This window comes from Rhodopseudomonas infernalis, from assembly GCF_022271405.1.
GTDB lineage: Bacteria > Pseudomonadota > Alphaproteobacteria > Rhizobiales > Xanthobacteraceae > Rhodopseudomonas > Rhodopseudomonas infernalis.
In genome coordinates this window covers 13145-30814 of record NZ_JAJNAL010000011.1, presented here as the reverse complement: position 1 = coordinate 30814, position 17670 = coordinate 13145, and the positions used below count along the sequence as shown (strand labels likewise).

The 17670-nt window shown below is 65.0% G+C and carries 19 protein-coding genes; 9 read left to right on the top strand and 10 right to left on the bottom strand.

The window, feature by feature from the left end:
- The first annotated feature begins 99 nt into the window (after positions 1–99).
- The 5 genes from LPW26_RS09850 (at position 100) to LPW26_RS09830 (ending at position 7119) form a co-directional block, all read left to right on the top strand.
- Complete coding sequence (locus LPW26_RS09850) at positions 100–396, top strand: hypothetical protein (protein ID WP_238734739.1); 297 nt, start codon at positions 100–102, stop codon at positions 394–396.
- Between the two features lie 115 nt (positions 397–511).
- Positions 512–1156, top strand: a complete 645-nt coding sequence (locus LPW26_RS09845; protein ID WP_238734738.1) for a TerC family protein — start codon at positions 512–514, stop codon at positions 1154–1156.
- Positions 1157–1233: 77 nt separating this feature from the next.
- Positions 1234–2727 (top strand): sigma-54-dependent transcriptional regulator, encoded by a 1494-nt coding sequence (locus LPW26_RS09840; RefSeq protein ID WP_238734734.1) that lies wholly within the window; start codon positions 1234–1236, stop codon positions 2725–2727.
- 310 nt (positions 2728–3037) lie between these two features.
- Positions 3038–5206 (top strand): L,D-transpeptidase family protein, encoded by a 2169-nt coding sequence (locus LPW26_RS09835; RefSeq protein ID WP_238734733.1) that lies wholly within the window; start codon positions 3038–3040, stop codon positions 5204–5206.
- 263 nt (positions 5207–5469) lie between these two features.
- The gene (locus LPW26_RS09830) at positions 5470–7119 is read left to right on the top strand and encodes a DUF882 domain-containing protein (protein ID WP_238734729.1); all 1650 of its coding nucleotides are present in this window, start codon (positions 5470–5472) and stop codon (positions 7117–7119) included.
- Positions 7120–7362: 243 nt separating this feature from the next.
- Here the strand turns inward: LPW26_RS09830 and LPW26_RS09825 are convergent, their stop codons facing one another.
- On the bottom strand, positions 7363–7635 hold the full coding sequence (locus LPW26_RS09825) for a DUF2312 domain-containing protein (protein ID WP_119857447.1): 273 nt from the start codon (positions 7633–7635) through the stop codon (positions 7363–7365).
- Between the two features lie 211 nt (positions 7636–7846).
- Positions 7847–8140 carry a DUF1244 domain-containing protein gene (locus LPW26_RS09820; protein ID WP_238734728.1) on the bottom strand — a complete coding sequence of 98 codons (294 nt, stop codon included), beginning with the start codon at positions 8138–8140 and terminating at the stop codon, positions 7847–7849.
- Between the two features lie 183 nt (positions 8141–8323).
- Between LPW26_RS09820 and LPW26_RS09815 the strand changes: the two genes are divergently transcribed.
- A complete protein-coding gene (locus LPW26_RS09815) occupies positions 8324–8938 on the top strand; it encodes a DUF1036 domain-containing protein (protein WP_238734727.1) in 615 nt (204 codons plus the stop codon).
- Entirely contained in the window at positions 8935–10368 is a 1434-nt protein-coding gene (gene pyk / locus LPW26_RS09810) for a pyruvate kinase (RefSeq protein WP_238734726.1), read from the top strand. The genes LPW26_RS09815 and pyk overlap by 4 nt, the downstream gene beginning before the upstream one ends.
- Positions 10369–10537: 169 nt before the next feature.
- Here the strand turns inward: pyk and LPW26_RS09805 are convergent, their stop codons facing one another.
- The 4 genes from LPW26_RS09805 to ykgO all read right to left on the bottom strand — a co-directional run bounded on the left by LPW26_RS09805 (position 10538) and on the right by ykgO (position 12941).
- The gene (locus LPW26_RS09805; RefSeq protein WP_238734722.1) at positions 10538–10966 is read right to left on the bottom strand and encodes an OsmC family protein; all 429 of its coding nucleotides are present in this window, start codon (positions 10964–10966) and stop codon (positions 10538–10540) included.
- A 43-nt stretch (positions 10967–11009) separates the two neighbouring features.
- A complete protein-coding gene (locus tag LPW26_RS09800; protein ID WP_238734720.1) occupies positions 11010–11975 on the bottom strand; it encodes an alpha/beta fold hydrolase in 966 nt (321 codons plus the stop codon).
- Between the two features lie 70 nt (positions 11976–12045).
- Positions 12046–12717 carry a tetratricopeptide repeat protein gene (locus tag LPW26_RS09795; protein ID WP_238734718.1) on the bottom strand — a complete coding sequence of 224 codons (672 nt, stop codon included), beginning with the start codon at positions 12715–12717 and terminating at the stop codon, positions 12046–12048.
- A 98-nt stretch (positions 12718–12815) separates the two neighbouring features.
- On the bottom strand, positions 12816–12941 hold the full coding sequence (gene ykgO, locus LPW26_RS09790) for a type B 50S ribosomal protein L36 (protein WP_054164123.1): 126 nt from the start codon (positions 12939–12941) through the stop codon (positions 12816–12818).
- A 316-nt stretch (positions 12942–13257) separates the two neighbouring features.
- Here ykgO and LPW26_RS09785 point away from each other — a divergent pair, with 316 nt between their 5' ends.
- Together LPW26_RS09785 and LPW26_RS09780 are read left to right on the top strand one after the other, a co-directional pair.
- On the top strand, positions 13258–14127 hold the full coding sequence (locus tag LPW26_RS09785) for an amidohydrolase family protein (RefSeq protein WP_238734715.1): 870 nt from the start codon (positions 13258–13260) through the stop codon (positions 14125–14127).
- A 123-nt stretch (positions 14128–14250) separates the two neighbouring features.
- The gene (locus LPW26_RS09780) at positions 14251–14733 is read left to right on the top strand and encodes a YbaK/EbsC family protein (protein ID WP_238734713.1); all 483 of its coding nucleotides are present in this window, start codon (positions 14251–14253) and stop codon (positions 14731–14733) included.
- A 60-nt stretch (positions 14734–14793) separates the two neighbouring features.
- Here LPW26_RS09780 and LPW26_RS09775 read toward each other — a convergent pair whose 3' ends face one another.
- The 4 genes from LPW26_RS09775 to LPW26_RS09760 all read right to left on the bottom strand — a co-directional run bounded on the left by LPW26_RS09775 (position 14794) and on the right by LPW26_RS09760 (position 17594).
- A complete protein-coding gene (locus LPW26_RS09775; RefSeq protein WP_238734711.1) occupies positions 14794–15090 on the bottom strand; it encodes a hypothetical protein in 297 nt (98 codons plus the stop codon).
- 166 nt (positions 15091–15256) lie between these two features.
- The gene (locus LPW26_RS09770; protein ID WP_238734709.1) at positions 15257–16579 is read right to left on the bottom strand and encodes a methyl-accepting chemotaxis protein; all 1323 of its coding nucleotides are present in this window, start codon (positions 16577–16579) and stop codon (positions 15257–15259) included.
- Positions 16554–17075, bottom strand: a complete 522-nt coding sequence (locus tag LPW26_RS09765; protein WP_238734707.1) for a PAS domain-containing protein — start codon at positions 17073–17075, stop codon at positions 16554–16556. The genes LPW26_RS09770 and LPW26_RS09765 overlap by 26 nt, the downstream gene beginning before the upstream one ends.
- Positions 17076–17384: 309 nt before the next feature.
- Entirely contained in the window at positions 17385–17594 is a 210-nt protein-coding gene (locus LPW26_RS09760; protein WP_238734705.1) for a hypothetical protein, read from the bottom strand.
- Positions 17595–17670 lie beyond the last annotated feature (76 nt).

Genomic DNA, 17670 nt, shown 5'->3' with positions numbered 1-17670 from the left:
GCACCCTCGGATTCCCCCTGCGACAAGGCGGCGCGCCCTGCGTCGCTTGAACGCAGTCGGCGCGGCCACTACGACTCCCCGCACGGCTTTGAGGAAGACATGTCTGCAGATCAGGTGAAGCTTGCTGTCGTCGGCGCCCTCGCGGCCCTGCTCGGCCTCACGCTCGCCCTGCGGACGCAGGTCGCCCCGGAAGCCCTGACACCTGCCGTGGTGACCGTGCTGTTCGCGGTCGCCGCCGTCATCGCCATCGCCGGTCTTGCGCTATACGGACGCCGCAATGGCTTCCCGTGGCTCGACGCGGCCGGGTTGCTGGTCTGTGCAGGTGTCGCCGTTTCGATTCTGATCGATCCCGACCAGCTGGTGCGCCTGGTGGCGCCATCCGGCGGGTCTGAGTGAGTTAGTCCCCGGGGCGCCGCCGGCGTCCCGCATTGATAACGTCCAAGGACCGGGCCCCTCTGGCAGTTCTCACGAACTGTGATGTCGGACTGGACGTTCAAACAGAGAGGCCCCGATGAACGAATTGCTCGCCGTCTTTACGCCCGAAGGTCTGACCGCGCTGGCTCAGGTCATCATGATCGACCTGGTGCTCGCCGGCGACAATGCCGTCGTCATCGGCCTCGCCGCTGCCGGCCTGCCGAAGGAGCAGCGCGGCAAGGCGATCCTGATCGGCATCATCGCCGCCACCGTGCTGCGCATCGCCTTCGCCAGCGTCACCGTGCAACTGCTGCAGATCCTCGGCCTGCTGCTCGCCGGCGGCGTGCTGCTGCTGTGGGTGTGCTGGAAGATGTGGCGCGAGTTGCGCACCGAGCATCCGAGCGAAGAAGACATCGAGGCCGGCACCGCCGCGGCGCCGAGCAAGACGCTGGGTCAGGCGGTGTGGCAGATCACCCTCGCCGACGTCTCGATGTCGCTCGACAACGTGCTGGCCGTCGCCGGCGCCGCGCGCGAGCATCCGATCATCCTGGTGTTCGGCCTTGGCCTGTCGATCGCGCTGATGGGACTCGCCGCCAGCTTCATCGCGAAGCTGCTGCAGAAGCATCGCTGGATCGCCTATGTGGGCCTCGCCATCATTCTCTATGTCGCCGGCGACATGATCTATCGCGGCGCGCTCGAAGTATGGCCGCACGCCTTCACGGCATTTTCGAAACTTTCATGAAGCATTAACGCTTTCACGCCCATGGTGCTCCAATTCGGGACAGTTGAGCCCGGAAAAACGTGGGTGTGTGAGCGTAAATGGTTGAGCGCGTTTTGATTGCGGACGACGATCCGGTGCAACGCCGGCTCGTCGAGAACATGGTGCAGAAGTGCGGCTATGAAGCCGTCCTGGCCGACAGCGGCGACGCCGCGATCGCTCTTCTCACCGCGCCGGATGCGGCCGCGATCGACGTGATGGTGCTCGATCTGGTGATGCCGGGCCTCGACGGCCTTGGCGTGCTCGGCAAGATCCGCGAACTCGGCCTCAACGTGCCGGTCATCGTGCAGACCGCGCATGGCGGCATCGACAATGTGGTGTCGGCGATGCGCGCCGGCGCGCACGACTTCGTCGTCAAGCCGGTCGGCATCGAGCGGCTGCAGGTCAGCCTGCGCAACGCCCTCAACGCCAGCGCGATGAAGGGCGAGTTGCAGCGCATCCGCCACAGCCGCGACGGTGTGCTGACGTTTTCCGATATCATCACCCGCAGCGACTCGATGGCCGCCGTGCTGCGCGCCGCCGAGAAGGCCGCGGGCTCGTCCATCCCGGTCTTGATCGAAGGCGAGTCCGGTGTCGGCAAGGAGATGTTCGCCCGCGCCATTCATGGCTCGAGCGACCGCCGCGCCAAGCCGTTCGTCGCGGTGAACTGCGGCGCGATCCCCGACAACCTCGTCGAATCAATCCTGTTCGGTCACGAGAAGGGCGCCTTCACGGGCGCCACCGACCGGCACATCGGCAAGTTCGTCGAAGCCTCCGGCGGCACCCTGTTTCTGGACGAAGTCAGCGAGCTGCCGCTGGCCGCACAGGTCAAGCTGCTGCGCGCGCTGCAGGAGGGTGCAGTCGAGGCGGTCGGCGGACGCAAGCCGCAGAAGGTCGACGTCCGCATCGTCTCGGCGACCAATCGCCGGTTGCTCGACCGGGTGAAGGCCGGGCAATTCCGCGAAGACCTGTTCTACCGCCTTCACGTGCTGCCGCTGACGGTGCCGCCGCTGCGAACGCGGCGCGAGGATATCCCGCCACTGCTCCGGCATTTCCTGGTGCGGTTCTGCGCGGAGGAGAATCGCAACATCGGCGGCATCAGCGGCGAAGCGATGGCCCGCCTGGCCCAGCTCGACTGGCCGGGTAATATCCGCCAGCTCGAAAACGCGGTGTATCGCGCCGTCGTGATGAGCGAGAGCGATCAGCTCGGCATCGACGATTTCCCGCTGGCCAGCGCGCCCTCGACGGTGCCGACCGGCGAAGCCGATGGCGAGCCGCTGATTCTGGAGTCACCGAACGCTGCGCAGTTCGTCGCCGCCAACGAGGCACCGATCGCGCCTTTGTCGACTTACGGCCAGCTACCGATGCTCAGCGGCGACGAAGTGCGGCCGCTCGATGAGCTGGAGAGCGAAATCATTCGCTTCGCGATTTCGCACTACCGCGGCCAAATGTCCGAAGTGGCGCGTCGGCTGAAGATCGGCCGCTCGACGCTGTATCGCAAACTCGACGAAATGGAAGCGGCGCGCGCCGCGCAGGCCGCTAACGACGCGCCTTGAGGAAATTGTGGCACGAACAGGGCGCAAAAACCGCCATGGTCTTGCCATACCGGAACATTTCGAACCGTTGCGGCGTAGTGACAGACAAAGCCGGCAACACGTGTCACAAACAACGGGTCCGGAGCGGCCGCCGCTCCGCGCCGTAGCTCTGCGTTGTCAGTTTGTTGTGAACCAAACCGGCGGGCGCTGGCTGCTGTGAAAAGGCGCTGGTATCGTCCGCGCCGGTAACATGTTGAGCCGCGCCCCCTTCGCGCGGGTCGATCCAGCAACACGAACTGCCTTGCGGCAGCTCTCTCCCAGGGGTGTAAGAATGCGAGATCACTCGACTGGCCGCCGTGGATTCGAAGGTGTGCTGATGGCTGTCGCGGCCACCTTCCTCACCGTGTCGGCAAGCTCCGCGATCGCGCAGTCCACTCCGAAATCCGCCTCCGATCTCGCCATCGATGCCGCCGTGCCGGTACCGCAGCCGGTCGATCTGCCGCCGCCCTCGATCGCCGACTTCAAGCCCGAGACTGTCGCTGCACCGGCAACTTCGACCGACACCAAGACGGAAGCCAAGATCGAGTCCACCCCCGCTTCGGACACCAAGGCTGCCACTACAGCTGCTCCCGAAGCAGCCCCGACACCGGCTCCGACCGCCGCGGCTCCCGAGGCGGCTCCGGCCGCGACCGCGACGGCTCCCGCCACCGAGCCCGCCAAGGAGCCTGCGAAGGAGCAGGCCACCAAGGATCAGCCGGCCGAGCCGCAGAAGGCCGCCAGCACGGTGCCGGCCGCCGATCAGGGCGTCGCCGACAAGCTGCGCGAGACGATCGCCGCCAAGGGCTCGCGCTATTTCGACCGCAAGGCCGAACGCGCCGCGGTCGAGAAGTTCTACGAGGCACGCGAATACGCGCCGGTCTGGACCAGCGCAGGCGCGCTGACCGCCGCCGGCAAGGGCGTGATCGCGCGGCTCAAGGACGCCGCGTCGGACGGCCTCGATCCGACCGATTACCCGGTGCCGGATTTTGCTGCCGCGACATCGCCCGAGACGCTCGCCGAAGCCGAACTGCGGCTGACCGAGAGCATGATGGACTATGCGCGCCAGGCGCAGAGCGGGCGGATGCACTGGTCGCAGGCCTCGGCCGACATCCAGTATCCGGAGCACCCGATCGATCCCGCCGAGGTTCTGGCCAACGTCACCACCGCCAAGGACGCCTCGGCAGCGCTCGACAGCTACAACCCGCCGCACAAGCTCTACAAGGAGCTGAAGAAAAAGCTCGCCCAGCTGCGCGGCGAAAGCGAAGGGCCGGTGGTCAAGATCGCCGAGGGCGAAACGCTGAGATACGTGCCGGCGCGCAAGAAGCGGCAGGCGGTGACGATGGACGATCCGCGCGTGCCGCAGCTGCGCGCCAAGCTCGGCGTCGCCCATAATCCCGACAGCACCACCTACGATGCCGACGTCGCCGACGCAGTGCGCAAATTCCAGCGCAGCGCCGATCTCAAGGCGACCGGCGTGCTCGACGACCGCACCGTGAAGGCGATGAACACGCCGAAGCGTGACCGCACCATCGACACCATCGTGGTCAACATGGAGCGCTGGCGCTGGGTGCCGCGCCAGCTCGGCGCCGCCTCGCTCGGCAACGCCTATGTGATCCTCAATATTCCGGACTACACGCTGAAGCTGATGCAGAACGGCGGGCAGGTCTGGACGACGCGCGTGGTGGTCGGCAAGCCCGGCAAACACGCCACGCCGCTGCTGACGGAGACGATGAAGTACATCACCGTCAACCCGACCTGGAACGTGCCGCCGTCGATCATCAACAACGAGTACCTGCCGGCGCTGGCGCAGGATCCGACCGTGCTCGACCGCATGGGTCTGAAGATGTCGCGCAACCGCGACGGCTCGATTCACATCTCGCAGCCGCCCGGCGAAGCCAACGCGCTCGGCCGCATCCGCTTCAACTTCCCGAACAAATTCCTGGTGTATCAGCACGACACCCCGGACAAGAACCTGTTCGGCCGCGACGAGCGCGCCTTCAGCCACGGCTGCATGCGGGTGCAGAATCCCGATCAGTATGCCGCCGCCCTGCTGAACATCACGATGCCGGAGAAGGACTACACCCCGGCGAAGATCCGTTCGATGTACGGTCGCAGCGAGGTCGATCTGAAATTCCCGACCGCGATCCCGGTCAACATCACCTACCAGACCGCGTTCGTCGACGATGACGGCAAGCTGCAGCTGCGCAAGGACATCTACGGCCGCGACGCGGCGATGATGGCGCTGCTGCGCAATGACAAGGGCAAGAACCTCGAAGCCGTGGTCGCGCACGCCCAGCCGAGCTACGCCCGCCCGACCCGGCTGCCGCCGGGGGTCAATGTCGCCGGCGACTACACCGGCTCCGCCCCGCAGCAGGGACTTAACTTCTTCGAGCGGCTGTTCGGCGGCCAGCAGGCACCGCCGCCCCAGGAATATCGCCGTCAGCAGCGCTACACCCGCTGATCCGCGGTCCCGCCGTTAAGACGAAAAGCTGAAATGGAACAAGGGCTCATCCGCGGATGGGCCCTTTCTATTAACCATTGTCCATCAGGATGCTGGCAGCGGGCTCTCTTTTGCCATAGTCCGCAGCTTATGGTTGACGATCGACTTGGGGAAAACGGGCGTCACTCTCGGTTCGGTTAAGGTTCCGGTGGTGACTGACCCTGTCTCACAAACTTGGGGTTGAGACAGGCTCCCGTTCGATCGTCCTTCTGGTGGGGCTTCTCGTGCTAGCTGGACTTACGCGTCGTCTGAAATCTTTGTCGCTGCCCAAATTCGGCACCGGCGCGGTCCTGACCTCCGCGCTCCTGCTCGCAGGAGCCGGCTCGGTTCAGGATGCTTCCGCGGTGGGCGACACCCGCACGCTGTCCTTCCACCACACCCATTCCCGCGAAGACCTCACCGTCACCTTCAAGCGCAACGGGCGCTATGACGAAGAGGCTTTGAAAAAGCTCAATTATTTCCTGCGCGACTGGCGGAGCCAGGACCAGATCACGATGGATCGGACGCTGTTCGACATCATCTGGGAAGTCTATCGCGACGTGGACGCCAAGCAGCCGATCCAGATCATTTCCGCCTATCGTTCTCCTGGTACCAACGCGATGCTCCGTCGCCGGTCGTCCGGTGTGGCGCGGCACAGCCAGCACACCATGGGGCACGCGATGGACTTCTTCATCCCGGGCGTCGCCCTGGAGAAGATCCGCTTCGCCGGCCTGCGCATGCAGCGCGGCGGCGTCGGCTTCTACCCGACCTCCGGCTCGCCCTTCGTGCATCTCGACACCGGCCGGATCCGCCACTGGCCGCGCATGACGCCCGATCAGCTCGCCCGGGTCTTCCCGGATGGCCGCACCGTGCATGTGCCGACCGATGGCAGGCCGCTGCGCGGTTATGAATTGGCGATGGCCGACATTCAGCGCCGCGGCAGCGGCAGCGGCAGCGACGCCGGCTCGTCCAAGCCGAAATTCCTGGCCGCGCTGTTCGGCGGCAAGTCGACCGACGAGGATGACGAGAGCGCGGCGCCGGCGACCACCGCCGCAGCGAGCGCCAAGCCGGTCGGCAAGCTGCCGGACATCAAGGTCGCCGAGGTTCAGGCGGTAGAGGACAAGCTCGCGGTCAGCGGCGCGGTGCCGATGCCGCGCGCCAAACCGGCCACCCCGGTTCAGGCCGCTGCGGCCCAGACGGTCCAGGTCGCCTCAGCGGGCGACGCCGTGCCGCTGCCGACCGCCAAGCCCGCGGTCAGACAGGCTGCCAAATCGGATTCGTCGAAGCCGCAGACGCCGGCCGACATCATCAATGCCCGCGGCTTCTGGGACGACATCCCGGTGGCACCGAAGCAGGCCAGCCCGGCCCAGGTGGCCGCGATCAGCGCCCGTCAGGCGCTCGAGGCCGCCGATCCGCAATCGCCGTTCAACGCGTTGGCGTTCGCATCGAGCGCCGCCGAAAAGCCCGCCAAGCCGCAGGCGCAATCGCATCCGCACGTCGTTACCGCCAGCGCCCCGATTCCGAGCGGCATGCGCTCCGCCTCGCTGGCCCGCCATCCGGTGGTCTCGACCAAGATCGACACCGTGGTCGGCAAGACCGCTCAGGCCAAGGGCGGCTTGGTCGCGAACTCGGCGCGTATCACCGCCGCCGGCAGCCGCGACAGCGATGTCTGGATGCGCGCGATGATCCTGATGCCGAGCGCCGTTACCACCGCCGCCACCGCGATCGGCGACGCCGACATGACGCTGCTGAGCAAGCACTTCGCCAAGCCCACCGTCACCGTGAAGATGACGTTCTGCGACGACCCGCACCCGGACCTGTTCGCCGACAGCTTCAGCGGCCCCGCGGTCAGCGCAGTGTCCACCACCACCTTCACCACCGCAGCACTGCGCTGAGCGCAGTCGCTTCGCACGTCGCCGCGCTATGAATGGCGCGGGGACATACGCATCCAGCGTCATCGCCCGCGCAGGCGGGCGACACCAGAATTCCAGAGCGCTGATGGACTGAGCAGTCATCGCCGCAACGCTGCTTCGATCAGCGGCGCTCTGCGATACTGGATCACCCGCGCAGGCGGGTGATGACGTTTTTTTGTTATCGGCGAGACTCAGGCTCGCCGATCGTTGAGATGAGGCCTCGCCTCACAGCATTCCGAGCGCCTGCATGTAGGTCTCGAGGATCGTCTCCTGCTCGGCACGCTCGTTGGCGTCCTGCTTGCGCATCCGGACGATGGTGCGCAGCGCCTTGACGTCGTAGCCGTTGCCCTTGGCCTCGGCATAGACGTCGCGGATATCGTCGGAGATCGTCTTCTTCTCTTCTTCCAGCCGCTCGATGCGCTCGATGATGGCCTTGAGCTGGTCCTTGGCGAATCGGGTCGCGGGCTCGTCTTGGACGGCGGCAGCAGTGGTGGCCATCGTTCTCACTCCTGGAAACTGATGATCGGGAAAGGCGGGGGACGGTCGCGTCGCGCCGCGTTTGCGCCGGACAGTCTTCGCCGCGGCCCCTCTCGTCAAGACCCCACGTGCTCGTCCACAGCGACCGCACAGACAAAATCACTCGCTGAGATTCGGCGCTGGACTTCCGCCGCGCATCTCCCAGCGGCGAAACGCGTGCCTCAGGTTTGCCTCAATGATTATGGGTCTTGCTGAAGGCCTCGGCCTGAGCCGGCGTGGCGGCGCCCTGATGCTTCGCCTTCCACTCGTCGTAGGGCATGCCGTAGACCGCCTCGCGACTCTCGTCCTTCGTCATCGCCACGCCCTGCGCGTCGGCTGCATCCTTCAGCCAGTTCGACAGACAGTTGCGGCAGAAGCCGGCGAGATTCATCAGGTCGATATTCTGCACGTCGGTGCGCTCGCGCAGATGTCCCACCAACCGGCGAAACGCCGCGGCTTCGAGTTCGGTTCGGGTCTTATCGTCCATCGCTCTCACCTTCTCGTGCACGCCGCTATCCCGATCAGATGGGCGCTGTCTCCGTTTTTGCCATATCTTGCACCTACAACGGACCGCTCGATCATCCCGCGTTCGGGCCCGGCCGCCGCGGCAACCGTTGACAGGTCCGTCATGTCACGCGAAACAATTCCCTTTCTGTTATAGCTTGCCGGCATGATCAGCACAGATACCCTCCCCTGCACCGCACAACCAAGCCGTGCGCCGACGATCGCCGCGGCCGCGCTGGCTTTCGGCGCGTTGCTGCTGGCCACCTCGCCGGCTGCGGCCGACTTCCGGCTGTGCAACAACACGTCGAGCCGGGTCGGCATCGCCCTGGGCTACAAGGACGTCGACGGCTGGACCACCGAGGGCTGGTGGAACGTGGCGTCGCGCAGCTGCGAGACGCTGCTCCGCGGCACGCTGGTGGCGCGCTATTACTACATCTACGCACTCGACTACGACCGCGGCGGTGAATGGTCCGGTCAGGCCTTCATGTGCTCGCGCGATAAGGAGTTCACCATCAAGGGCACCGAAAACTGCCTGGCGCGCGGCTTCGATCGCACCGGCTTCTTCGAGGTCGACACCGGCGAACAGCGCGCCTGGACGGTGCAGCTCACCGAGAGCAACGAACAGAACTCACAGAAGCTACCGGGATTGCCAGGCGGACCGCCGCCCGGCACCGGCCTGCCTGGCATTCCACCAACGCCGGGCCGCACCGCGCCGGTCACGCCCGCGCCCGTCCCCGGCGACACCGGGGCCAAGCCGGGCGATGCCGGAGCGAAGCCATGAGGCGACTCCGCAGGATCAAGATTCTCGCGACGCTGGGCCCCGTTTCTTCCGACAGCACGATGATTCGGAAGCTGTTCGAAGCCGGCGCCGACGTGTTTCGTATCAACATGAGCCACACCTCGCACGACAAGATGCGGGAGCTGGTGAGGACGATCCGCAACGTCGAGAGCAGCTACGGCCGCCCGATCGGCATTCTGGTCGACCTGCAAGGACCGAAGCTGCGCGTCGGCTCGTTTGCTAACGGGCCGGTCCAGCTCAATAACGGCGCGACCTTCGTGCTCGATTCGGTCAAGGAGCCGGGCGATGCCGAGCGGGTTTGCCTGCCTCATCCTGAAATTCTGTCCGCCCTGAAGGTGGGCGACGCGCTGCTGCTCGACGACGGCAAGGTGCGGCTGATCTGCGAGGAAGCCTCGCCGAGCCGTGCTGTGACCCGGGTTGTGATCGGCGGCAAAATGTCGGACCGCAAGGGCGTCAGCCTGCCCGACACCGACCTGCCGATGTCGGCGATGACCAACAAGGACCGCGCCGATCTCGAAGCGGCCTGCGAGACCGGCATCGACTGGGTGGCGCTGTCGTTCGTGCAGCGCGCCGAGGATGTCGCCGAGGCCAAGCGCATGATCCGCGGCCGCGCGGCGGTGATGGCCAAGATCGAAAAGCCGCAGGCCATCGATCGGCTGCAGGAAATTCTCGACGTCTCGGATGCGCTGATGGTCGCGCGCGGTGACCTTGGCGTTGAAATGCCGCTGGAGCGCGTGCCGAGTCTGCAAAAGCAGATGACCCGCATGGCACGGCGCGCCGGCAAGCCGGTGGTGGTCGCGACGCAGATGCTGGAGTCGATGATCTCGAGCCCGGTGCCGACCCGCGCCGAAGTCTCGGACGTCGCCACCGCGGTCTATGAGGGTGCCGACGCGATCATGCTCTCTGCCGAATCGGCCGCCGGCAAGTATCCGGTCGAAGCGGTGTCGACGATGAACCGCATCGGCGAAGAGGTCGAACGCGACACGTTGTATCGCGGCGTGCTGACCGCGCAGCGACCGGAGCCCGAGGCGACCGCCGGCGACGCGATCGCGGGCGCTGCGCGGCAGATTGCCGAAACGCTCGATCTGTCGGCTATCATCTGCTGGACGTCGTCCGGTTCGACCGCGCTGCGCGTCGCGCGCGAGCGGCCGAAAGTGCCGGTGGTGGCGATCACGCCGAATCTCAACACCGGCCGCAAGCTATCGGCGGTGTGGGGCGTCCACTGCGTCGTGGCGGAAGATGCGCGCGATCAGGACGACATGGTCGACCGCGCCGGCCGCATCGCCTTCCGCGACGGCTTCGCCAAATCAGGGCAGCGCGTCATCATCGTCGCCGGCGTTCCCCTCGGCACGCCGGGCGCCACCAACATGGTGCGCATCGCCTATGTCGGGCCGACGGATGCGGATGTGTAACGCGCGTAGTTAGCCAAACTTATCACCCACAACGTCAACGATCGTCATTCCGGGGCGCGCGAAGCGCGAAACTGGAATCTCGAGATGTTCTGCACTGAGGTGTCATAACCTCTGGATTCCGGGTTCGCGAGCTGCGCTCGCGCCCCGGAATGACGCCCTTGTTTGCGCGTCAGCTCGCCAGCGTCGCGTCCAGCGTGATCTTGGTATTCAGCAGCTTCGACACCGGACAGCCGGCCTTGGCCTTGCCGGCAAGCTCCTGGAAGGTGGCGTCGTCGGCGCCCGGGATCCTGGCGTTGAGGGTCAGATGCACGGCGGTGATGGCGAAGCCGTCGCCCTGCTTCTCGAGCGTGACGTCGGCCTTGGTTTCCATGTGCTCGGCGGTCAGCTTGGCCTCACCGAGAATCAGCGACAGCGCCATGGTGAAACACGCCGCATGCGCCGCGCCGATCAGCTCTTCCGGATTGGAGCCGGGCTTGCCCTCGAATCGGCTGGCGAAGCCATAGGGATAGTCGGACAGCGCGCCGCTCTTGGTCGAGATCGCGCCCTTGCCGTCCTTGATGCCGCCCTGCCATTTGGCCGAACCGGATGTCACGCTCATGAGTCACTCCTGGGTTGGTGGTGGGGAAATCGGTGATGCGACGTTAGCGCATCGTCGCGTGCGATTTGGTGACGGAAGCCGCTGTGAGATTCTCTAATTCGCGTTGCACGAGATCGGACGCGGCGTTCGGCACCATGTGACCAACGCCGGGCAGCACGATGAGTCTCGCGCCGGGGATCTCGGCGGCGAGCGCACGCGAATGGATGTCGAGCGACGCAACCTCGTCGGCATCGCCGTGGATCACGACGGTCGGCGCCGTGATCTGCGCGTAGCGCACGACCTGAGCCCCCAGCTCGGCATTCAGGGCGATGAGGTCCCACGCGTTCGCCAGCATCTCGCGCGGCCGCAACAGCAGCGGCGTCGCGGTCGCGTCGACATAGCCGTCCGGCATCGTCTGGGGCGAGAAAACCGTCCGGGCGCCGGGCTCGACCAGGAAAAGGCCCACCGGCAAGGTCACGGTGTAGGCCAGCAACGGCCCGATCAGCGTTGTCGTCAGAAGCTTGTTGAGCTGGCCGACGCCTCCGCCCGGCCAAGGGTGAGTCGCGCCGGCCAGCACAACGAGGCCGGCGACGCGCTGTGGCTCATCCAGAGCCAGCCGCGTGGCGACGGCGCCGCCGAGCGAATGCGCGACCACAACGGCGCGGGGGATGCCCAGCCGGTCAAGCACAGCTGTGATGGCGTGCGCTTGCGATGCCAGTGACCAATTCTGCGCCGGGTCGCGCGGAGTCCAGCCGTGGCCCGGGCGGTCGATCAAAATGACACGGCGAGTCTTCGCCAGATTGTCAGCGAGCGGCGAGCGCATGGCGTTGAGATTCGAACTCGCGCCGTGGACCATCACCACGGGAAGCTGATCACCGTGCCTTGGTCCGAGGTCGACCACATGGATCGGGCCTGCCGTCGTGGCGAGGATCTCGCCTTGTGGCGGAAACCGGCTGTTGATCCATAGCACGCCGGCCTGCGTCAGCAGCGCCAGCGCGGCCAGCAATGCGAGGGCAGCGAGAGCAATCAAAGAAGAAACCCGGACAGACTTGCGCACCCGACAGCTACGCCGAAGCGGCGAGAATGTTTCCGCGGCCGGATCAGATGTCTCGGCCTTCGACCTTCTCGGACAGCGTCTTGACCAGGTCCGGAACCTTCTCAAGGTGCGGATTGATCATCAGAGCCTTGCGAAAGGCGTCGAGCGCGCGCTTGTCGTCGCCGAGCTCCTGCATGATCATGCCGAGGCCGGCGAGCGCACCGAAATGCCGCGGCTCACGCGACAGCACTTGCTCGATGTCGCCGAGCGAACGGGCGTATTCGTTCTGCAGATAATAGATCGTGGCGCGACGATTCCAGCCTTCGATATAGTCGGGGCGGAGCTTGACGACGGCATCGAGCAACTTCACGGCGACGTCGTATTGCTTGGCGTCCATCGCCACCTTCGAGCGCGCCATCAGCAACGCGGTGGTGTCGCTGGTGGTCTGTGTCCACAGCGCCCAGATCCGAGCCTCGACGTGCTTGGCGCTGGCCTCGTCCGGCGCGGCCTTCAGCGCGCCGAACAGGAAATCAAGCCCGCGGGTCTGATCGCCAGCAACGCGCGGAAGCTTCGCCGGCGGTGTCGGCGGACGCTCGAGCGGCTTTTCGAGATGATGCTTAGGCGGCGCGTTCTTCGGCTGCGAATCGGGCCCCTGCGCCTGCGCGACGAGCGGCAGCGAGACGGCAAACACAGCGACGAGCAGCAGCAACGGGCGAGCAGAGAGGGCTATGACCATCCGCAAAGTCTAGACGCAGCACAACGCGCTGCAAAGCAGCGCGCGCGTCACACAGGCGTGATGGAAAGCGGTGGCCGCCGGGGAACCCGGCGCCCGTCTCAGCCCTGGCGGGCCTTGAACCGGCGCTGCACCTTGTTGATCACGTACAGGCGGCCCTTGCGGCGCACCAGACGGTTGTCCCGATGACGGGAACGCAGCGACTTCAGCGAGTTACGGACCTTCATGGGTCTATCCTGACTGTTTGAAAGGCCGTTTGGGACTGGCCGAAGGTGTAAAACATACCTTACCCGCGGCGGCAGCCCGCCGGGGACGGTCGGTTTCTAACCATCGGGGCCCGGGCTGTCAATCGAGCCGAGCCACCCTTCCCCATCTGCCGGCGAGAAAGTTATCTGCCGGCGAGAAAGTTTCGACTTTGCCAACCTGAGGAGTTGCCGCCGCACTCTATGAACGAGGCCCGCGGTCGCGCTTCACAGCTTCAGAAAATGGTTATAGACCATAACCAATTCTCCCGCCCTAAGACGGCCCTGAAGGAAACGCCCGATGATCAATCCCGACGATCTCGTCGCCATCGACATTCACACCCATGCCGAGGAGCCCTGCGGCACACACCCGGACGACGGCTACGACGATTTCCAGGCGCAGATGGCCGAGTACTTCAAGTCGCCGCACAAGCATCCGCCGACCGTGCCCGAGACGGCGGCGTATTATCGCGCCAAGAAGATCGCCGCGGTGATCTTCCCGGTCGATGCCGAGCGCGAGACCGGATTCCGCCGCTACAACAACGACGAGATGATCGAGCTCACGCGGCAAAACTCCGACGTGCTGATCCCGTTCGCCTCGATCGATCCGCACAAGGGCAAGCTCGGCGTGCGCGAGGCCAAGCGGCTGATCGCCGACTACGGCATCAAGGGATTCAAGTTCCACCCGACCATGCAGGGCTTCTACCCCAACGACCGGATGGCCTATCCGCTCTATGAGGCGATTCAGGAAGGCGGCGCGATCGCGCTGTTCCACACCGGGCAGACCGGCGTCGGCTCGGGCATGCCGGGCGGCATGGGCATGCGGCTGAAATACTCCAACCCGATGTACATGGACGACGTCGCAGTCGATTTTCCCGACCTGAAGATCATCCTGGCACATCCGTCCTTCCCCTGGCAGGAGGAGGCGCTGTCCGTGGCGACCCACAAGCCGAACGTGTACATCGACCTGTCGGGCTGGTCGCCGAAGTACTTCCCGCCGATCCTGGTGCGCTACATCAACGGTCTGTTGCAGGACAAAATGCTGTTCGGCTCGGATTGGCCGGTGATCACGCCGGACCGCTGGCTCGCCGATTTCGCCAAACTCGAGATCCGCGACGAAGTGCGGCCGAAGGTGCTGAAGCAGAACGCCCGCAAGCTGCTCGGGATCTGATATTCGGCTTCGGCACGAGAGAAGCGAAGCGATTCTGAACTATGAAAACTGGATTGCTTCGTCGCTCCGCTGTTGCGATGACGCTCACTGAAAGCCGGCACGCTCGCCGGTCGAGGGTTTGGAATGAGCCTGGACTCCGTTCGCGCATGGTTTGCGCAGCACGCTCCCGACATCACGGTCGAACAATCGGACAAGAGTTCGGCCACCGTGCCGCTTGCGGCGGAAGCCTACGGCGTGCCGCCCGAACAGATCGCCAAGACCCTGTCGCTACGCCTCGGCGAGCGGGTCGTGCTGGTGGTCACCAGCGGAACGGCGCGGCTCGACAACAAGAAGGCGAAAGCCGCCTTCGGTGCCAAGCCGAAAATGCTCGGCTTGGATGAAGTGGCCGACCTCACCGGCCACGAGGTCGGCGGCGTCTGCCCATTCGGATTGAAGCAGCCATTGCCGATCTACTGCGACATTTCATTGCAGGCGTTCGACGTCGTCGTGCCCGCGGCGGGATCTGCCCACAGTGCCGTGCGGATCGCGCCGCAGCGGATGGCCGACCTGGTCGGCGCCGAATGGGTCGACGTCAGCGAGATCCGGTTGGAAACGCCGCAGGCTTAACGTTTCGTCAACGAAAAGCGGGGCCCGAAGGCCCCGCGATCCATTCATGCAACCACGCTGTTACCAACGGCGGTAGCCGCCGTGCCAACGCGGGCCATAGTAGCGCGGGCCGCCGTAGAACCGCGGGCCGTAATACGGACGCGGCCCGTACGCATAGGCGCCGTAGTAGTTCGGGCGCCACCAGCAGCGTCCCCAGGCGTTACAGACATAACGCACCTGATCGATATTGGCGGCCTGGTTCGCGACCGCATTAGCCGCGCCGGCGAGACCGTTGGGCATCGCAGCTGAAGCAGTGCCCGAGGTGAGAGCGACAGCGCCGAGAGTGGCTGCGGCGGCAACAGCTAGTTTGAGTTTCATCGGATCTACCTCCTTCAATCCAACTCCGAAAACTGCGATCAGCTTAAGAAGTTTCAGGTGAATGAGGGCTGACGACGGAGTTCATCTTGATGAACTCTCCGTAAGGTTACGGAGTGTTTGCCGCGACGCTCGCGCGCTACCGCGACGCTCGGCGCGCCGCCAAGTATCAGGCGGCGCGACGCTTGGCCTCGCCGGTGCGTAGCGAGCGCAGGAAGTCACGCACGGCGTCACCGAGCGTGGCAGCCTGATGCGCCAGCGTGCCGGATGCGGTCAACGTGGTTCCGGCGTGCTGTTCGGTGTCGGCGACGTTGCTGCTGACGCTCTGGATGTTGGACGAGATGTCGCGAATGCCCGCGAAGGCCTGCTCGATGTTGCGCGCGACCTCACCGGTCGCGGCGGTCTGCGCCTCGACCGCCACGGCGACCTGACCGGTGATGGCGTCGACCTCGCCAATGCTCTGGCCGATGCTGGAAATCGCATCCACGGCCGCGCGTGTCGTCTCCTGCACTTCGGCAATGCTGACGGAAATGTCGTGGGTGGCTTTGGCGGTCTGCTGCGCCAGCGACTTCACCTCCTGCGCCACCACCGAAAAGCCCCTGCCCGCCTCGCCGGCGCGTGCCGCCTCGATGGTCGCATTGAGCGCCAGCAGATTGGTCTGCGCGGCGATCTCCTCGATCAGTTGCACGATGGTGCCGATCCGCTCGGTCGCGGTCGACAGGCTGCCGACGGTGTCACGCGCATGATCCGAGGCGCTGACCGCAGTTCTGGCGATCGTGGCCGACCGGTTGACGCTGCCGAGGATCTCGTTGGCCGAGGCCGTCAGTTCGGCCGTCGCTGCGGCAACCGACTCCATATTGGCCGAAGCCTGCTCGGATGCCGCCGACACCGCCAGCGCCCGCTCGCGGGTGGCTACCACGCCGTGGTTGAGGCTGCCGGCGGTCTCGCCCATGTTGCTCGATGCGCTTGAAACCGTTTCGATCACCGCGCCGATCGCTCCCTCGAAATCGGCCGTGTTGGCATTGAACGCCGCCACCCGGGTCTCGATCGCCTGCATCGCATCGTTGATGGTGCGCGAGGCGATCAGCAGTGAACCGCGCAGGCCTGCCGGCAGGATGTGACGATAGTACTTGTCGTCCCGGATAGCGCCCATGGCGGCGCTTGCTTCGCGCACGAACGCGTCGCAGCGGTCGATCATGTCATTGAAGGTGTGGGTCAGCACGGCCATCCGACCGCCGTCGCGACAGCCGATGATCCGCGCCTCGAAGTCACCATTGGCGACGCGCTGGCAGACCGTTTCGAGATTGCTCAGCAACCGGTCGATCCGTAACAGCATCAGGCCGAGCAGCGCTGCGGCAAGCAGTGCGGTGCCGAGCCCGACCAGCAGCAACAGCGGCACGCCGGTCACCGCCCCGGCGAATGCCGCGACAATCGATAGTGCGACGGCGATCAGGCAAACGCCCGCGTTAAAGAGAGAAGACGAATTGGTCATAGGAAACGCTCTTCGATTTGACGAAATCGATCATCTGCCGGGTGCTGGCGGCGAGGCCGTCTTTGCCGTTGCGATGCTGCGCTTCGATGTCGGCGAGTTGCTTGTAGACCGGCGCCAGCGCTGCGACGACCTGGCGATCCGGCACCCGCCGATTGGAGTGATAGCCGATCACCTTGCCGGCGGCATCGAACGACGGCGTGACATGGGCGAAGACCCAATAGTAGTCGCCGCGCCGTGTCATGTTCTTGACATAAGCGAAGATCTCGCGGCCGTCCGCGAGCGTGTCCCACAACAGCTTGAACACGCAACGCGGCATGTCGGGATGCCGCACGATCGAGTGCGGCTGTCCGATCAATTCGGCTTCGCTATATCCGCAGATGTCGGTGAACACCTTATTGGCGTAGGTGATGCGCCCTTTGAGATCTGTTTTGGAGACGATGATATCGTCGGCGTCGAAGAAAACCTCGACGCTGGTCGGCGTGACGGACTGGTGCACGGCGATTTCCAGACTGAAAAATTCAAACTAACAGACCGGAAGACCACCATTCCGGCCCCGCACAAATACGAGGCGGAGACTTAATAGTTAGTTCGCTCGACAAATGCCGCTGCTATCCCAAACGAGTTGGAAAGGAAGACTTCAAGCGCCGCGCCCACACCAGAATACAGAAGGCAGGCCGGACTTACCGACGAAAGTCGTTATTCGACGATCAATGATGATTTCCAAGGCAACTGCGTCAGGTATTTCCTGACGTCCGAGGGACTCTGACCGTGAAGACCACGTCCCTCAATTGTTAGAAGACAGACGCTAGCGCTCGTCCTTCGGCCGGCGTCCGATACCGGCGATCAGCAGGAAGGCGACGACGAGGCTGGCGATGTTCAAAGCCGCGATGCGAATCCCATCACTCGGAAAGCCGAGCGCGCTCCGCGTGACCACGTAGAGCAGGCCAGCTGCCGCAATGGCAGCGAGACCCGCGAGGGCAAAACGGCCCATGGTCTGCAAGTTCAGCTTCGGCATCGAACATCTCCTGAATGGGCCGACTGGAGTACCGCTCGATCGATGGCCTGCCGGGCCGAGCGCTGCGTCGAAACCC